Origin of the sequence: Actinomadura sp. SCN-SB (assembly GCF_043906805.1) — a bacterium.
GTDB lineage: Bacteria > Actinomycetota > Actinomycetes > Streptosporangiales > Streptosporangiaceae > Spirillospora.
The window spans coordinates 109,988-124,233 of record NZ_JBIMPP010000012.1 but is presented as its reverse complement, the minus strand read 5'-3'; the positions used below and the strand labels follow the sequence as shown (position 1 = coordinate 124,233).

Below are 14,246 nucleotides of genomic sequence, written 5' to 3'. Positions count from 1 at the left end.
CAGGACGGAACAGACCGACCCGCAGCGATGACCGTTCTCGGGGGACAGCCCGCCGGCCCTCAGGGGCCGATCTGATCGACAGCCTGATCGACAGCGCGCCTCCCGCGCACTCCCGCCGCGTCCTGCGCCGCCCAGCGGCGCAGGAACGGCTCCGCCGCCGCCCCGGCCGCCTCGGGATCCTTCGCCAGCTCGTGCCGTTCACCCGGCAGCACCACGACCTTCGTGGCGTCCGCCGCGCCGGGCACGCCGAACGGGTCCCGGTCACCGTTCACCACCAGCACCTCCGCGCCCGCCTCCAGCGCCTCCCGCAGCTCACCGGCCCGTGACCGGTCCGGCTTCCCCGGCGGGACGAGCGGGAACGCCAGCGCGACCACCCCCACGGCCCCGGCCGCGCCCGCCGTCCGGCAGGCGACCCGCGCCCCGTTGCTGCGGCCTCCCTGGACCAGCGGCAGCGCGCCGAACCGGTCCCGCAGCGCCCCGATGACCTCCAGCCACGCCGCGTCCTGCCGCGCCGCCGAGCCGGGCGCGCGGCGGCCCGCCGCCCGGAACGGCTGGAGCACCCTCGCGACCACCCCGCCGAGCCGCAGCGCGACGTCCCTGACGGCGAGCAGGTCGGGCGCGTCCACTCCCCCGTTCGAGCCGTGCGTCAGCACCAGCAGGAACCGTGGTTCCGCGGGCCCGCCGGGCCCGCCGGGCCCGTCCAGGGTCACCTCCGCCACGCCCTGGACCGTCTCGACCTTCATGCCGCTCACGGTAGCCGGTGCGGCCCGCGCGGCGGCGCGCGCCCTGTCACGTCACGACGGCAGACTGGAGGCATGCCGAAGATGATCGAGAGCGAGTGGCGCGCGTTCGTCACCGAGGGAACCCGCACCGGGAAGGCCGCCGTCACCACCGCCGACGGTCACCCGCACGTGACGCCGATCTGGTTCGTCCTGGACGGCGACGACCTGGTGTTCACCACCGGGCGCGACACCGTGAAGGGCCGCGCGCTGCTGCGCGACCCGCGGATGTCGATCGCCGTGGACGACCAGACGCCGCCCTACTCCTACGTCCACCTGCGCGGCGAGGCCACCGTCTCCGAGGATCTGGACGAGATGCTGCGCTGGGCCACCGCCATCGGCGGCCGCTACATGGGCGCCGACAGGGCCGAGGAGTTCGGCCGCCGCAACGCCGTCGAAGGCGAGCTGCTGGTCAGGATGCGGATCACCAAGGTGATCGCCGAGCGCGACCTGGCGGCCTGACCCTCAGGTCTCCGCGCCGGGGCGGGCCGGTGGCGGCGCGCCGGTCGCCAGGCGGAACCGTTCGGCGAAACTCTCGTGCAGCAGCGGCCCCCAGGCATAACCGCCGGGAACCCGGACCGCCTCCTCGATGGCCTGATCGGCCTCCCCGTCCGCATCGCCCTGCCGCGCGTACCGGACGGCCAGCAGCGCGTACATGTGGTCCAGGGCGCCGAAAGCCTCCCCGGCCAGGGCGGGCAGGGTCCCCTCGGACACCGCCCGCTCGACCACCGGCTCCCACCACAGATCCGCCGGATCGCCGTCCTCGGCGAAGTCCCGCCGCAACCGCGCCCTGACCTGCGCCGCGACCCCGGGGTCGGCCAGACCGCGGCGCCACACCTCCCCGGCCTCGCCGCCGCGTCCCCGCAAGGGCAGGGTCCGCGCCAGCAGCTCGACGGCCAGCGGACCCACTTCCGGGTCCGCCGCCGCGTCGGGATCGCCCAGGGCCGCCCCGAACGCGCCGATCGCCTGGTCGAGGTAGGCGATGCCGAGCGCGACGGCCAGCCTGGCATAGGCGTACGGGGCCGTCTCCCGGTCGATCAGCTTGATCCCGGCCGTGAGGACCCGCAGCGCCGGCGCCGGTTCGCCGCGTTCCAGCAGCCGCTGCGCGAGATCGTGCGCCGCGACCGGCCCGTACTCGGCGTCCCCGGTGGCGACCGCCTCCTCCCAGTGGTCGCGGGCCGCCGCGAAGTCGCCCGCGTCGTCGGCGAGCCGGGCCAGCGCCAGCAGCGCGGGCGGCAGGTAGGCCGGGTTGCCGAACTCGACCACCCGCCGCCAGGCGGGCGCGGCCTGGTCGTGCTCGCCCGCGCGCTCGTGGGTGAGCGCCAGGTGATACGCGGCCCGCGGCCCGTACTCGGGGTCACCGGTGGCGATGGCCATCCGGTCCGCCTCCCTGGCGCCCTCGACATCGCCCGAGTCGTCCCGGACGACCGCGAGCCCCAGCGCCGCCTGCGCCCGGTACGGGGTGTCGCCGAGGGCGAGCACCTCCTGGAACAGGCCGGCGGCCCGCTCGTGCTCACCGGCCTCGGCCAGCCGCCGCGCCTCCTCACAGAGCCGGTCGGGGCCGGCGCCGTCCGAGGTCTCGCTCATACTCCGCCTCTAGCTCTCTGGCGATGCCCTGGGCGCCGGGCGCCCTTCCCCGCGGCCCGTCGCGCGATCAGATTCTCGCAGGCTCGAATCCGGCTTCGCTCGTAATCGCGATGGTTGGCTGGTCAGGGCGCCGGGCGGGACGGCTGAGCCCTCAGTCCGCCCCTCAGTCCTCGAAGACCTCCGGCGGCGGGCAGGAGCAGACGAGGTTGCGGTCGCCGTGGGCCTGGTCGATCCGGCGCACCGGAGGCCAGTACTTGCCGTCGCGGAGCGACGGCAGGGGGTAGGCGGCCTCCTCGCGGCTGTAGGGGTGCTTCCACTCCTCGGTGACCAGGCACTCCGCGGTGTGCGGGGCGTTCTTCAGCGGGTTGTCGTCGCGGTCGTAGCCGCCGTCGGCGACCCGCTGGATCTCACGGCGGATCTCGATCATCGCGTCGCAGAACCGGTCGAGCTCGGCCAGGTCCTCGCTCTCGGTCGGCTCGATCATCAGGGTGCCGGCCACCGGGAACGACAGGGTCGGCGCGTGGAAGCCGTAGTCGATCAGACGCTTGGCCACGTCCTCCGCCGTGATCCCGGTCTCCTTGGTGATCTTGCGGAGATCGGCGATGCACTCGTGCGCGACCAGGCCGTTCCGGCCGGTGTAGAGGATCGGGTAGTGCGGGGCGAGCCGGGTCGCCACGTAGTTCGCCGCGATGATCGCGCCCTCGGTGGCGGCGCGCAGCCCGTCCGGGCCCATCATCGCGATGTACGCCCAGGAGATCGGCAGGATGCCCGCCGAACCCCACGGCGCCGCGGAGACGGGTCCCACGCCGTTCCCGGCGGTCTCCCCCGGGCCCGCCTCGGGACGGAGCGGGTGGGTGGGCAGGAACGGCGCCAGGTGCTCGCGGACGCCGATCGGCCCGACGCCGGGACCGCCGCCGCCGTGCGGGATGCAGAAGGTCTTGTGCAGGTTGAGGTGCGAGACGTCCGACCCGAACTCGCCGGGACGGGCCAGCCCGACCAGCGCGTTGAGGTTCGCGCCGTCCACGTAGACCTGGCCGCCCGCCTCGTGCACGGCCTCGCACACCTGGGTGATCGTCTCCTCGAACACGCCGTGGGTGGACGGATAGGTCACCATGATCGCGGCCAGCCTCGCGCCATGCTCGGCGATCTTGGCGTGCAGGTCGTCCAGGTCGATGTTGCCGCCGTCGTCGCACGCGACGACCACCACCCTCATCCCGGCCATCACGGCGCTGGCGGCGTTGGTGCCGTGGGCCGAGGACGGGATCAGGCACACGGTCCGGTGCTCCTCGCCGCGGGAGGCGTGGTAGCCGCGGATGGCCAGCAGCCCGGCCAGCTCGCCCTGCGACCCGGCGTTCGGCTGCACCGACACCTTCGCGTACCCGGTGATCTCCGCCAGCCGGTCCTCCAGCTCGCCGATCAGCTCCAGGTAGCCGCGGGCCTGGTCGAGCGGCGCGAACGGGTGAAGGTTCGCGAACTCCGGCCAGGTGATCGGCTCCATCTCGGCGGTCGCGTTCAGCTTCATCGTGCAGGAGCCGAGCGGGATCATCGACCGGTCGAGCGCGATGTCCTTGTCCTGGAGTCTGCGCAGGTAGCGCAGCATGGCGGTCTCGGAGCGGTGCGCGTGGAACACCGGGTGGGTGAGGTAGGGGCTCTCGCGCCGCAGCGCGCCGAACCCGTCCCCCTCGGCCTCGGCGGGCACCGGCCCGTCCAGGCCGAACGCGCTCCCTACGGCGGTGAGGTGGTCCGCGGTGGTCGTCTCGTCGCAGGCGATCGCGACATGGTCGGCGTCCACGGGACGCAGGTTGATGCCCAGGTCGCGGGCACGCTGGATTATCCCGGCGGCACGGCCCGGCACCCGTGCCAGGACCGTGTCGAAGAAGCGGTCGTGGACGATCTCGACGTCCGGCGCCCGCCGCAGCCCGGCGGCCAGGGCCTGGGCGTGCCGGTGGACGCGCTGCGCGATCGCGGCCAGGCCCTCCGGGCCGTGGTAGACCGCGTACATGGCCGCCATCACCGCCAGCAGCACCTGCGCCGTGCAGATGTTGCTGGTGGCCTTCTCCCTGCGGATGTGCTGCTCACGGGTCTGAAGCGCCAGCCGGTACGCCGGGGCGCCGTCCGCGTCCACCGACACGCCGACCAGCCTGCCCGGCAGCTGGCGCTGGATGCCCTCCCGCACCGCCATGTAACCGGCGTGGGGGCCGCCGAACCCGTACGGGACGCCGAACCGCTGCGCCGAGCCCACCACGATGTCGGCGCCCCACTCCCCCGGCGGCCGCAGCAGCGTGAGCGCCAGCAGGTCCGCGGCGACGACGACCTGGGCCCCGCGCTCGTGCGCCTGCGCGCTGACCGGCTCCAGGTCGCGCACGGCGCCGGACGCGCCCGGGTACTGCACGAGCACGCCGAAGAAGTCGCCGTCGGGCAGTCCCCCGCTCAGGTCGGCGGTCACCACCTCGATGCCCAGCGGGACGGCGCGGGTCCGCACGACCTCGATGGTCTGCGGCAGCGCGTCGGCGTCCACCAGGAACGCCCCCTCCGCGGCGTTCTTGGACGCCCGCCTGGACACCCGGTGCGCCAGGGCCATCGCCTCGGCCGCGGCGGTGCCCTCGTCCAGCATGGAGGCGTTGGCGATCGGCAGGCCCGTCAGGTCGCTCACCACGGTCTGGAAGTTCAGCAGCGCCTCCAGCCTGCCCTGCGAGATCTCCGGCTGGTACGGGGTGTACGCGGTGTACCAGCCGGGGTTCTCCAGCACGTTGCGCAGGATCACGCCCGGGGTGATCGTGCCGTGGTAGCCCAGGCCGATCATCGAGGTCAGCACGGTGTTGCGGGACGCCAGCTCGCGCAGCCGGTCCAGCGCGGCGCTCTCGCTCAGCGCGGGCGGCAGGTTCAGCGGGCGCGCGGTGCGGATCGCGGCGGGCACCGCGTCGTCGATCAGGGCCTCGGCGCCGGAATAGCCGATGGCCGCCAGCATCCGGGCGGTCTCGTCCGGCGCGGGCCCGATGTGCCGGTCGGCGAACGCCGATCGTGGATGCTGCGGCGACGCCACAGGGGCGAAGTACTGGGCGGTCATCTGGGGAGCCTCCTGGCTGCTGAGGTCGCTCAGGGCCACCGCCGTCACCGCGGGGCCTCCCGGGGACGAATCCCGGACGGCACCACGAGGCCGGCGGCCGGTCTCCCCCTCTGTCATCGGCACCTGAGAGATTCGCCCGTCCCGTCCGCGAGGTGCGCCCTCCCGGCGGTGCGGGATTTCCCCTTCGGTGAGACCCCGTACCCCGAAATCGGGGAACGGTGCCTGCTTTCCAGAGGTGCCTCGCCCGAGCGGTCCTTTTGCCTGAGAGGTTCCGGGGAGGTTGCCCCTTCGGCGCCCCACGCCGGCGGCGTGGGATCTCTCCCGCACAGGGTCGACGGCTGTTCCTTCGCAGCACTCTATCCAACCCCGCCGCCGGCCCGATCACCACGGGGCGAGGCACCTCGCACGCCGGACGTTCCCGAGCGGAACCGTTCGCCGGCTCCCAGGCGTTGAGCCCCTCCGCGTACGGCCCAGTACGATACCCACATCTCACGGGGCCGAGGGGACGCCAGGGACGGGGGAGCACAGGCCGCCGCGGACGGGGACCGGCGGGCGAAGAGTCCCCGCGCCGCCCCGGGCACGCGGGCCAGAAGGGTACACATCACCTTGGACGTCACCTTGAACGCGCGGGCGGGCGCCGCGCTCGACGGCGCGCCGCCGGGTCTGGGACGCTGATCACAGTGACGGGTGCGGACGGCGGTGGGGCGTTGACGCGGGCCCACGAAGACGAGCACGACCACGGCCAGGACACGGTGCGACCGGTCCAGGCCGCCCCCGGCGCCGTGCCCGTCGACGAGCCGCCCAGCCCCGACCGGATCCGCCGACCCTCCGACGCCATCCGGTTCGCCGCATCGGTGGCGGGGCTGCTGGCCGTCATGCTGCTGGTCTCGTTCGCCCCGCAGGCCACGCACGGGCTGCAGACCGACATCACCCAGGGCACCGCGCACGCCCCCAGGCCCCTGCTCACCCTCGCCACCCTGGTCTCCAGCTTCGGGGTGCTGGCGGTTCCCGTGGCGTTCGCGGTGGAACGGCTGTTCCGCAAGGAAGGGACGCGGGTCGCGATCGCGCTGCTGGCCGCCGTGATCACCTTCACCCTCACGGTCCTGCTGGACGACATGGTGATCTCCTCGGCGCCCGGCGGGGTGCTGGACTCGCTGATCTGGGGCGGCACCGACACCGCCCCGGTGCACACCGACATCGCGCCGGTGATCGCCTTCATCAGCGCGGTGGGGATGGCGGGCCGCAAACGGTGGATGGCCGTCACCTGGACGATGATCGGGCTGGCGGCGCTCACCGGGCTGACCGCCGGCTACGCCTCGGTCGCCGCGCTGGCCGCCACGTTCTTCCTCGGCCACGCCATCGGCCACGGCACGCTCTACGCGGTCGGCACCCCCAACCCCAGGCCGTCCGGCCGGGCCGTGGTGACCGCGCTGGAACGGCTGGGGCTGCGCACGGCCCAAGCCCGCCGCCTCCCCGGAGAGGACGACGAGACCCGCCGCTACCGTGTCCGGATCGCGCACGCGCCCGAGGCCGTGCCCACCGGCACCTCGGGGACGGCGCTGCCGCGCGGCGAATGGCAGCTGGAGGTCGGCGTCCTGGACCGCGACCTCCAGACCGCCGGGCTCCTGTACCGGCTGTGGCGGGCCGTCCGGCTCCGCGAGCCCGCGCAACGGCGCCCCGTCCGGTCGCTGCGCCGCTCGCTGGAGCAGGAGTCGCTGATGGCGTACGCCATCGACGCGGCCGGCGCCCGCACACCCCGCCTCGTCGGAACCTGCGAGGTCGGCACCGAGGCCGCGCTGATGGCCTACGAGTACGTGCCCGGCCCCCGGCTCGACGAGATCCCCGACGAAGACCTCACCGACGCGCTGCTGACCGACATCTGGGAACAGCTGCGGCGGCTCCAGTCGGCCCGGCTCGCACACCGCCGGCTCGAAGGCGGCGCCATCCTGGTGTCCGACGAGGGCCGCGCCTACCTGACCGACCTGGGCACCGGCGAGATCGCCGCCGGTGACCTGGCGCTGCGGCTCGACCTGGCGCAACTGCTCACCACACTGGCGCTGCGCGTCGGGCCCGAACGCGCGGTCCGCACCGCCGTCGGCGTGCTCGGCGAACAGGCCCTGGCGGCGGCGGTGCCGCTGCTGCAAAGGGCCGCGCTGTCCCGCCGCACCCGCACCGCCCTGCGCCACGACCGGGAACTGCTCACCCGCATCCGCGAGCAGATCGTCCAGCTCAAACCGGAAAGCGACGAGGCACCGCCCGTCCGGCTCGAACGGTTCAGGCTCCGCACGATCGTCAGCATCGTCGCGCTGACCGCCGCCGCCTACATCGTCGTCCCCCAGCTGAGCAGCGTCGACCCGGTCCGGCTCGTCGCCGGAGCCGAATGGTGGTGGGCCGGCCTGGCACTCGGCGCCGCCGCCCTGACCTACCTCGCCGCCGCGTTCATGCTGATGGGATTCGTCCCCGAACGGCTGCCGCTGGGCCGCACCGTCCTCGTCCAGCTCGCCGCCTCGTTCGTCCGGCTGGTCGCGCCCGCCGCCGTCGGCGGTGTCGCCCTCAACACCCGCTACCTGCAACGCTCAGGGGTACGGCCGGGCCCCGCCGTCGCCAGCGTCGGCGCGTCCCAGCTCATGGGCCTCGCCATGCACGTCCTGCTCCTGGTGATCTTCGGGTTCATCACCGGGTCCGCCGCCAACGCCACCCGCGACCTCGCCCCGTCCCGCACCATCGTGATCGTCCTGCTGGCCGCCGCCGTGCTCGCCTCCATCGCCCTCACCATCCCCAAGGTGCGCCGGGTCGTCGCCGGACGCCTCAAAAGCATGTTCTCCGGCGTCGTGCCCCGCCTCATCGACGTCCTCCAGTCCCCCAAGAAGATCATCACCGGAGTGGGCGGCACCCTGCTGCTCACCGCCGGCTTCGTCCTGTGCCTCGACGCCTCGATCCGGGCCTTCGGCGGCTCCCTGCCCTGGACCTCGATCGTGGTGGTCTTCCTCACCGCCAACGCCCTCGGCTCGGCCGCCCCCACCCCGGGCGGCCTCGGCGCCGTCGAAACCGCCCTCACGGTGGCACTGACGATCTCCGGTTTGACGGCGGAGGCCGCGACTTCGGCGGTGCTGCTCTACCGCCTGCTCACCTTCTGGCTCCCGGTGCTACCAGGCTGGGCGGCCTTCGCGTACTTGCAACGCAAAGAAGCTGTTTAACTGTGGGGGCTGTGACATATGTGGGGGGCGACCCCCCACACCCCCCGGAGCGGGGCCACCGGCCCCCGGCGGCTCTCTGGGGGGACGTTTGATCGGGGGTTGGGGGTCTATCCGGTTTTCCTGGCTCGGCGGCGGTGGGCCAGTTCGTCGTGGGGGTGGTCGCCGGGTGCGTCCAGGTCGCTCGCCGCGCGTTCGGCGGGGAGCTCGGCGAGGCTGCCCTCCACCTCCTGCCAGACACGGCCCAAGGCTATGCCGAAGACGCCCTGGCCGCCTTGGAGGAGGTCGACCACCTCGTCGGGCGAGGTGCACTCGTAGACGCTCACGCCGTCGCTCATGAGGGTGATCTGGGCGAGGTCGCGGACGCCCCGGTCGCGCAGGTGCGTCACCGCGGTACGGATCTGCTGGAGCGAAACCCCGGTGTCGAGCAGCCGCTTCACGACCTTCAGCACCAGGATGTCGCGGAAGCTGTAGAGGCGCTGGCTGCCCGAGCCCTGGGCGGAGCGCACGCTGGGCTCCACCAGCTTGGTACGGGCCCAGTAGTCCAGCTGCCGGTAGGTGATCCCCGCGGCGGCGCAGGCCGTCGGGCCGCGGTAGCCCACGTCCTCGGGCGGCGCCGACACCTCGGTGTCGAAGAGCAGTCCCTGCTCTCCGGCGCGCCGAGACGCCACGTGCCTATCGGGGGTCGCCTTGCCCTCGCCGCTGCTCACCGCCACGCGGACCTCCGGCTTCTATCAGCCCGCGGTGCCTCGTCAAGGGGGTTTGACGAACGAGTCCACGGGTGTTCCACCAGCACGGTAGGTGCCGGTCAGGGTCGGGTCAACGTTCACGGTCGGCGCGTCGCATGCCCGGATGAACCGGCTTCACGTGGGCAAACTGCGCGCCTGCCCGCCACTTGGACCCGTACCCCCGATCACGCGGCGCAACTCTCGCCGTTCTCGACCTAGAGTACCGGATTGACCGATTCGGCCGACCCGATTCGGGCGCCGGGGGGTAGAGGTGGCGTCAGCCGGCGCGGCCGAAGTCCTCCGGGGAGATCGTGTCCAGGAACTCCCGGAACTTCTCGACCTCGTCCTCCTGCTCGTCCGGGATCGCAACCCCGGCCTCCTCCAGCACGTCCTCGCTCGCGAAGATCGTGGCGCCGGTGCGCAGCGCCAGCGCGATCGAGTCGGACGGGCGGGCGCTCACCTCCACGCCGTTGGAGAAGATCAGGTCTGCGTAGAAGATGCCCTCGCGCAGCGCCGTGATGTTGACGGTGCGCAGTTGGACGCTCAGCGCCTCCAGCACGTCCCTGAACAGGTCGTGGGTGAGCGGGCGGGCCGGCAGCACCCCCTGCTGGGCGAAGGCGATCGCGGTCGCCTCGACCGCCCCGATCCAGATCGGGAGGTAACGGTCACCCTCCGTCTCCTTCAACAGGACGATCGGCTGATTGGAGGGCATCTCGACCCGGACGCCGACGACCTCCATCTGCTTCACTGCGGCTCCCTGCTGGTCCTCGCTGTCTCGATCACCGTGCCCGGACCTTTGATCCAACCCTTGCGGCCCTGACCGAACCCTGTAGCCAACGTACACCCAGGGTCGGACCACACGTCGAGGCGACGGTCCTGGAAATACCTCCCAGACCCCGACATCAGGGGTCGAGGCTTTCCCGCAGCCCGGCGGAGACCAGGGCGGCGTGGAGCCGCACGGCCAGCGCGGCGATCTCCCTCGCGGTCCGCGCGGCCTCCTCGTGCGCGCCAGGGCTACGGCGGCGCAACTGCGGCGCCACGACCTGGTCGATCAGCCCGACCTGGCGGTCGGCGGCGGCCTTCAGCGCGCGCAGGTGACGGACCTCGAAACCGAACTCGCCCAACGCGGCGGCGGTTCGCGCCACGGTGAGGGCCTCACCCTCGTAGTGGCCGTTGTTCCCGCCCGTGCGGCGCACCAGGCCGTACTCCTCCAGACTACCCAGCAATTCGGCGTCGATCCCCGCGCCGTCCAGCAGCTGGCGGCGGGTGAGCCGGACCGGGGCGGGCTCTTCGGCGGTGGTGTCGGCCGCGACCAGCGTGCGCGGGCGCCGGGTCCCGTTCCCGTTCCCGTTCTGGGACGCGGGCCGTGAGCCGGGCGGAGGGACGGGCTCGCCTCGGTCGAGGGCCTGCAGATGCTGCCGGATGACCCGCAGCGGCAGGTAGTGGTCGCGCTGGCAGGTGAGGATGTAGCGGAGCCGGTCCACGTCGGCGTCGCTGAACTTGCGGTAGCCGGACGGGCTGCGCTGCGGCTCGATCAGGCCCTCGGACTCCAGGAACCGGATCTTGGAGATGGTGATGTCCGGGAAGTCGGGCTTGAGCAGTGCCAGGACATCCCCGATGGTCATCAGGGCCGCTGCCGCCCGCGCGTTCATGACCGCCCCGCCCATGCGAGGGTACGGGCTGCAATCCCCCGGCCTGTCCGAGGGGGCGGCCCCCCGGCACAAGCAGGAGGCATCACGCCCTCGCTGCGCTCGGTCAAGATGCCCTGCCCCATCTGGAGGGACCACCCCCCAGACCCCCCGGCAAAAGCAGGAGGCATCACGCCCTCGCTGCGCTCGGTCATGATGCCTCCCCTCGTTGCGTCCCCGTGGCCTGCGCTTGTGTTGCGCGCCGTTGGTGTGGCGCGCTTGGTGGGCTTGTGCGGCGGCTAGTGATGGTGCTGCGGGTTGGTCAGGAAGACCAGGCGGAACTTGCCGATCTGCACCTCGTCGCCGCCGGACAGGCCGGCCTGGTCGATGCGCTGGCGGTTGACGTAGGTGCCGTTGAGGCTGCCCACGTCGCGGACGGAGAAACCGCCGCCTTCGCGGGCGAACTCCGCGTGGTGGCGGGAGACGGTGACGTCGTCGAGGAAGATGTGGCTTTCGGGGTGCCGGCCGACCGAGATCCGGTCGCGGTCGAGCAGGAAGCGGCTGCCGGCGTTGGGGCCGCGCTTGACCACCAGCAGGGCGGTGCCGGGGGGCAGCGCCTCGACGGCGACCTGGTCGGCGCCGACCTCCTCGCCCTGGTCGACGTCCAGGGCCTCCAGGCCGCCGATGGAGATGGTCGAGGTGGACTCGCCGGGCGACTCCCGGTAGGGCGTGGGCGCGGGGGCGCCCCGCGTCAGCGGGGTGCCGCAGTTGGAGCAGAAGCGGGCATCATCCGGGTTGGCGTGACCGCACTGCGTGCAGTAGACGCTCGGCATCGATCGGCTCGGCCTCCTACCATCGGCGTGCCACCGGACGTTCCCCGCTGCCGCGGAGCCCGTCCTGCGCCACGCGCATCCTGTAACCAACCCACGCCGGGGACCGTCCCCCGACCACGGTCCGACCCGCCGCCTGCCTACACGACGGTTGCCGCAACTTACGCGGGTCGGGCCCGAGGGGTCAACTGAAACGACGCGCCCGGCTGCCCCCAAGCTACCGCCGTCAATGATCGCAGGTCTACGACGCCGCGCGCACGCGGGTCCCATCCCCGCCCGGCGGCGCCGCGCGTAACCCCGTAAAGGAAGCAGCCTACTCGGATCACGGACCCGTCGTGGCCGTGGCGCGCGAACGGTCGAGCCCGAGATGCAGCGCCATCCCCGCCAGGACCGATCCCATCAGGTAGCGCTGGACGCGCTGCCAGACCGGCCGCCGGGCCAGGAACGCCGCGATCGAGCCCGCGCCGAGGACGATGAGGCCGTTGACCGTGATCGCGACGCTGATCTGGGTGAGGCCGAGCAGCAGGCTCTGCACGGCGACGCTGCCGCGGTCGGGGTCGGTGAACTGGGGCAGCAGTGAGACGTACAACACGGCGATCTTGGGGTTGAGCAGGTTGGTGACCAACCCCATCGTGAACAGCCGGCGCGGCGGGTCGGCGGGCAGGTCGCGGGGCGCGAACCCCGCGTTGCCTCCGGGGCGCAGCGCCTGCCAGGCCAGCCAGAGCAGGTAGCCGGCACCGGCCAGCTTGATCACGGTGTAGACCGCGGGGACCAGCGCGAAGATCGCGGTCAGCCCGGCGGCCGCGGCGGTCACGTACACCAGGAAGCCGGCCGCCACCCCGCCGAGGGAGATCAGGCCCGCCATGCGGCCCTGGGTCACCGACCGGGACACCAGGTAGATCATGTTGGGTCCCGGGGTGAGGACGAGCCCCAGCCCGACGAGGGCGATCCCGGCCAGCGCGGTCGTGGAGACCAATGGACCCCCCGTGGTCGATGTTGTCGCGTACCACGTTAGGCATCGTGGTGGCTCGGTGCAATACTAGGGATTGTTCTCGGTGCAATTTGGAGGTCGTGAGGGCAATGGACGACTTCCGGCGGGTGGCCGACGCGGTCGCGGCCGACATCGCGGCGGGACGCCTGCGTCCCGGGCAGCGGCTGCCTCCGCAACGAGCGTTCGCGCGCCGCCACGGCATCGCCAACTCGACCGCGACCAGGGTCTACGGGGAGCTGGCCAAGCGTGGTCTCGTGGTCGGCGAGGTGGGGCGGGGGACGTTCGTCCGCGCCGCCGCCCCCGGGGCCGCCTCAGGCCCCGCCCTGGTCGAGCCGTCCACGGCCAGGGTGGATCTGGAGTTCAACTATCCGGTGGTGGACGGCCAGGCGGAGCGACTCGCCGCCGGGTTGGCCCGGTTGCTGCGGCCGGACGTCCTGGACGCGGCGCTGCGTCCCATCGGTCCCTCGGGCACTCCCGTCGCCCGCGCCGCTGCGGCAGGTTTCCTGCCGGGACGTGTCGATCCCGAACGCGTCCTGTTCTCCGGAAACGCCCGCCAGGCCATCGCTGGGGCGGTGTCCGCCCTCGTGCCCACCGGAGGCCGGCTCGCCGTGGAGGAGGTCACCTATCCGGTCGTGAAGGCGATCGCGGCGCGCCTGGGGGTCACGCTCGTGCCCGTGGCCACCGACCGGGACGGGCTCCGGCCCGAAGCGCTCGCCGAGGCCCACCGCCGTGCCCCGTTCCAGGCGGTGTACGTCCAGCCGACCCTGCACAACCCGTACGGGACGACGATGCCGCAGGGGCGCCGTGCCGCGCTCGCCGCCGTCCTGGACGACCTCGGCCTGACCGCGATCGAGGACGCGACCTGGGCGTTCCTGCACGCGGACGCGCCACCGCCCCTCGCCGCCACCGCCCCCGACCGGACGATCTTCATCGACGGCCTCTCCAAGCGCCTGTCGCCCGGACTGACCATCGGCTTCGCCGTCCCGCCCCCGCACCTGGCCGACCGGGTCGCCACGGCGCTGCGCTCGGGAGCATGGACGCCCACCGGGTACGCCCTGGAGGCGGCCACCGGCTGGCTCACCGACGGCAGCGCCGAGGCGGTCGCCCAGGCCAAGCGTGAGGACGCGCTGGCCAGGCGGCGGATCGCCGCCGCGCGGCTGCCGCGGGACGCCGTCCGCGCCGCGCCGTGCTCGTATTACTGCTGGTGGGAGCTGCCGGCTCCGTGGCGCGCCGAGACGTTCGTCGCGGCCGCGGCCCGGCACGGCATCGCGGTCACGCCGGGCGCCGCGTTCATGGTCGGACCGGGCCCGCGGGGCGACGGCCGGACGCCCGGCGCGGTGCGCATCGGCCTGGCCTCACCCCCGCCCGGCGTGCTCGCCGACGCGCTGGACACGCTCGCCCGCCTCGCCCGCTCCTCACCGGAGGACACCTGGGACGGCTGA

General features: G+C 73.2%; 11 protein-coding genes and 1 riboswitch. Of the genes, 3 read left to right on the top strand and 8 right to left on the bottom strand.

The features are described from left to right. Nucleotides 1–59: 59 nt before the first annotated feature. Nucleotides 60–743 carry an alpha/beta family hydrolase gene (locus tag ACGWYJ_RS10950; protein WP_395105710.1) on the bottom strand — a complete coding sequence of 228 codons (684 nt, stop codon included), beginning with the start codon at nt 741–743 and terminating at the stop codon, nt 60–62. Between the two features lie 72 nt (nt 744–815). On the opposite strand from ACGWYJ_RS10950, the gene ACGWYJ_RS10945 reads away from it, so the two are divergent. Further along, complete coding sequence (locus ACGWYJ_RS10945) at nt 816–1,241, top strand: PPOX class F420-dependent oxidoreductase (RefSeq protein WP_395105708.1); 426 nt, start codon at nt 816–818, stop codon at nt 1,239–1,241. Between the two features lie 3 nt (nt 1,242–1,244). On the opposite strand, the gene ACGWYJ_RS10940 is transcribed toward ACGWYJ_RS10945, so the two are convergent. Then, nucleotides 1,245–2,366, bottom strand: a complete 1,122-nt coding sequence (locus ACGWYJ_RS10940; protein WP_395105706.1) for a tol-pal system YbgF family protein — start codon at nt 2,364–2,366, stop codon at nt 1,245–1,247. A 163-nt stretch (nt 2,367–2,529) separates the two neighbouring features. Beyond that, the gene (gene gcvP, locus ACGWYJ_RS10935) at nt 2,530–5,433 is read right to left on the bottom strand and encodes an aminomethyl-transferring glycine dehydrogenase (protein ID WP_395105784.1); all 2,904 of its coding nucleotides are present in this window, start codon (nt 5,431–5,433) and stop codon (nt 2,530–2,532) included. Between the two features lie 239 nt (nt 5,434–5,672). Beyond that, nucleotides 5,673–5,767, bottom strand: a riboswitch (glycine riboswitch). 346 nt (nt 5,768–6,113) lie between these two features. Here gcvP and ACGWYJ_RS10930 point away from each other — a divergent pair. Continuing rightward, nucleotides 6,114–8,630 (top strand): flippase-like domain-containing protein, encoded by a 2,517-nt coding sequence (locus ACGWYJ_RS10930; RefSeq protein WP_395105705.1) that lies wholly within the window; start codon nt 6,114–6,116, stop codon nt 8,628–8,630. Nucleotides 8,631–8,737: 107 nt separating this feature from the next. On the opposite strand, the gene ACGWYJ_RS10925 is transcribed toward ACGWYJ_RS10930, so the two are convergent. The 5 genes from ACGWYJ_RS10925 to ACGWYJ_RS10905 all read right to left on the bottom strand — a co-directional run bounded on the left by ACGWYJ_RS10925 (nt 8,738) and on the right by ACGWYJ_RS10905 (nt 12,789). Further along, a complete protein-coding gene (locus tag ACGWYJ_RS10925) occupies nt 8,738–9,343 on the bottom strand; it encodes a MerR family transcriptional regulator (protein WP_285693693.1) in 606 nt (201 codons plus the stop codon). Nucleotides 9,344–9,632: 289 nt separating this feature from the next. Further along, nucleotides 9,633–10,103: a bifunctional nuclease family protein gene (locus ACGWYJ_RS10920; protein ID WP_285693692.1), complete on the bottom strand. Its 471-nt coding sequence runs from the start codon at nt 10,101–10,103 to the stop codon at nt 9,633–9,635. A gap of 154 nt (nt 10,104–10,257) precedes the next feature. Beyond that, nucleotides 10,258–11,007 (bottom strand): MerR family transcriptional regulator, encoded by a 750-nt coding sequence (locus tag ACGWYJ_RS10915; RefSeq protein WP_395105782.1) that lies wholly within the window; start codon nt 11,005–11,007, stop codon nt 10,258–10,260. A gap of 275 nt (nt 11,008–11,282) precedes the next feature. Beyond that, nucleotides 11,283–11,816, bottom strand: coding sequence for an FHA domain-containing protein (locus ACGWYJ_RS10910; protein ID WP_395105702.1), 534 nt, complete (start codon nt 11,814–11,816; stop codon nt 11,283–11,285). A 319-nt stretch (nt 11,817–12,135) separates the two neighbouring features. Beyond that, nucleotides 12,136–12,789, bottom strand: a complete 654-nt coding sequence (locus ACGWYJ_RS10905; protein WP_395105700.1) for a LysE family translocator — start codon at nt 12,787–12,789, stop codon at nt 12,136–12,138. A gap of 104 nt (nt 12,790–12,893) precedes the next feature. Between ACGWYJ_RS10905 and ACGWYJ_RS10900 the strand changes: the two genes are divergently transcribed. Beyond that, nucleotides 12,894–14,246 carry a PLP-dependent aminotransferase family protein gene (locus tag ACGWYJ_RS10900; protein WP_395105780.1) on the top strand — a complete coding sequence of 451 codons (1,353 nt, stop codon included), beginning with the start codon at nt 12,894–12,896 and terminating at the stop codon, nt 14,244–14,246.

Excerpts from the sequence above, each read along its gene's own strand:
- ACGWYJ_RS10950 (WP_395105710.1), bottom strand. The coding sequence starts at position 743 with ATGAAGGTCGAGACGGTCCAGGGCGTGGCGGAGGTGACCCTGGACGGG.
- ACGWYJ_RS10945 (WP_395105708.1), top strand. The coding sequence starts at position 816 with ATGCCGAAGATGATCGAGAGCGAGTGGCGCGCGTTCGTCACCGAGGGA.
- ACGWYJ_RS10940 (WP_395105706.1), bottom strand. The coding sequence starts at position 2,366 with ATGAGCGAGACCTCGGACGGCGCCGGCCCCGACCGGCTCTGTGAGGAG.
- gcvP (WP_395105784.1), bottom strand. The coding sequence starts at position 5,433 with ATGACCGCCCAGTACTTCGCCCCTGTGGCGTCGCCGCAGCATCCACGA.
- ACGWYJ_RS10915 (WP_395105782.1), bottom strand. The coding sequence starts at position 11,007 with ATGAACGCGCGGGCGGCAGCGGCCCTGATGACCATCGGGGATGTCCTG.
- ACGWYJ_RS10910 (WP_395105702.1), bottom strand. The coding sequence starts at position 11,816 with ATGCCGAGCGTCTACTGCACGCAGTGCGGTCACGCCAACCCGGATGAT.
- ACGWYJ_RS10900 (WP_395105780.1), top strand. The coding sequence starts at position 12,894 with ATGGACGACTTCCGGCGGGTGGCCGACGCGGTCGCGGCCGACATCGCG.